2 protein-coding genes are annotated in these 2,160 nt (G+C 66.6%); both read left to right on the forward strand.

Features of this window, described 5'->3' with window-relative positions; translation table 11 throughout:
- Positions 1–1,110, forward strand: a 1,110-nt coding sequence (locus tag JaAD80_RS29350) for an AAA family ATPase (protein ID WP_146012629.1), incomplete at its 5' end; no start/stop codon positions are given.
- The coding region (locus JaAD80_RS29355; protein ID WP_146012630.1) for a type VI secretion system Vgr family protein at positions 1,107–2,160 on the forward strand (1,054 nt) is incomplete at its 3' end. The genes JaAD80_RS29350 and JaAD80_RS29355, both read left to right, overlap by 4 nt.

The following is a 2,160-nucleotide window of genomic DNA, read 5'->3' on the forward strand; positions in this document are numbered from 1 at the left end:
GCGGCCCAGCTGCAGCGTTTGCAAAAGGGCCTCGAAGCCATCCAGGACGACGAAGCCATGGTGCCCGTCTGCGTCGATTCGGCCATGGTGGCGGGCGTGATCTCGGGCTGGACCGGTATCCCTGTCGGCAAGATGCTGGCCGACGAAGTGCACACGGTGCTGCAATTGCATGAGCGCCTGTGCGAGCGCGTGGTGGGGCAGGACCAGGCGCTCGACGCCATCGCGCGCCGCGTGCGCACCTTCCGCGCCGAACTGGACGACCCGGGCAAGCCGGTGGGCGTATTCATGCTCGTCGGTCCCAGCGGCGTGGGCAAGACGGAGACGGCATGCGCGCTGGCCGACATGCTGTATGGCGGCGAGCGCAACATGATCACGATTAACATGTCGGAATTCCAGGAAGCGCACACGATCTCCAGCTTAAAGGGCGCGCCGCCCGGCTATGTCGGCTATGGCAAGGGCGGCGTGCTGACGGAAGCCGTGCGCCGCCGTCCGTACAGCGTGGTGCTGCTCGATGAAATGGAAAAAGCCCATCCCGACGTGCTGGAACTGTTCTTCCAGGTCTTCGACAAGGGCACGATGGAAGACGGCGAGGGCGTCAGCATCGACTTCAAGCACACCCTGATCCTGCTGACGTCGAACGCGGCGCAGGATGTCATCACGCGCGCCTGCCATGAGGCGCGCGGCCAGCGCCTGCCCGATCCCGAGGCGCTGGTGGCGCAATTGCGTCCGGCCCTGCTGCGCCAGTTCAGCCCCGCCTTCCTGGGCCGCGTGGTGCTGGTGCCGTACTACCCGCTGGGCGATGCGGAAATCAGCGTCATCGTTGAAATGAAGCTGGCGCGCCTGGCCGAGCGCTTTGCCGCCAACCACCATGCCCGCTTCAGCTGGGACGACGCCGTGACGGCCGCCATCACGGCGCGCTGCACGGAAGTCGACAGCGGCGCGCGCAACATCGATTACATCCTCACGCAGACGGTCCTGCCGCAATTGTCCGGCCTGGTACTCGAGCGCATCGCCACGGCCTCGGCTTTTTCGGCCGTGCACATGGCCATGGGCTCGGGTCAGCAGTTCGCCTACAGCTTCCGCGACAGCCCCGTGCGGGGTGCCGCATGAAGGCCGGTTTCAAGCAGACAGGCCTGCTGCGCGTGGCCTCGCCGCTGGGCGCCGACGACCTGCTGCTCGACAGCATGACGGGCAGCGAGGGCTTGTCCGAGCTGTTCCGCTTCAGCCTGCACATGCGCTCGCCCAGCACCAGTTTGAGCGCCGCCGCCGTGGTCGGCAAGGACATGACGGTGACCATCGCGCTGCCGGACGGGCCATCGCGCTATGTGAGCGGCATCGTTACGCGCTTTATCCAGAGCGGGCAGGACCGCGATTTCGCCACCTACGAGGCGGAACTGGCGCCGGCCCTGTGGCTGCTGACCCTCGCGCGCGACCGCAAGATCTTCCCGAACCAGGGCGTGGACGCCGTCATCAAGGCCGTGCTGACCAGCTTTGGCGTGAAATTCGATTCCAAGCTGGCGGGCACCTATGCCGTGCGCGAATACTGCGTGCAGTACGACGAGACGGCCTTCGATTTCATCTCGCGCCTGATGGAACAGGCGGGCATCTGCTACTTTTTCACTTTCAGCAGCAGCGGCCACACCATGGTGCTGGCCGACGCGCCCGCCCATTTCGCCGATTGCCCAGGCGCTGCCAAGGCCCGCTTCTGGCCCGACACGGGCATGCAGCGCCCGCTCGACACGGTGACGCGCTTCGCCAGCGAGCACCGCATCGCGCTGCAGCAGATGACCGTCAACGACTACGATTTCGTCACGCCGGACACCACGCTCGAAGGCAGTTACGCGGCCACGGGCGGCAAGGGAAAAAGCTATGAATTTGCCAGCGGCCACCCGACGGTGGCCGCCGCCAAGGCCCTGGCGCAGCTGCGCGTGGAAGCGGGCCAGGCCAGCGCCGAAGTGCTGCGCGGGGACAGCTACTGCTATCCGTTCGCGGCCGGCACGCGCTTTGCGCTGTCCGGCCATTTCGTCGCGGCCCTGAACGCCACGTTCGTGCTGCGCCGCGTGCAGCACACGGCGCATAGTGACGGCTACAGCAATTCCTTTGAAGCGTTTCCCGCCAGCGTGCCGTTCCGCGCGCCGGTCGTGACCATGCGCCCGCGCG

It is taken from the genome of Janthinobacterium sp. AD80, from assembly GCF_002878455.1.
In the GTDB taxonomy this organism is placed as follows: Bacteria; Pseudomonadota; Gammaproteobacteria; order Burkholderiales; family Burkholderiaceae_D; genus Janthinobacterium.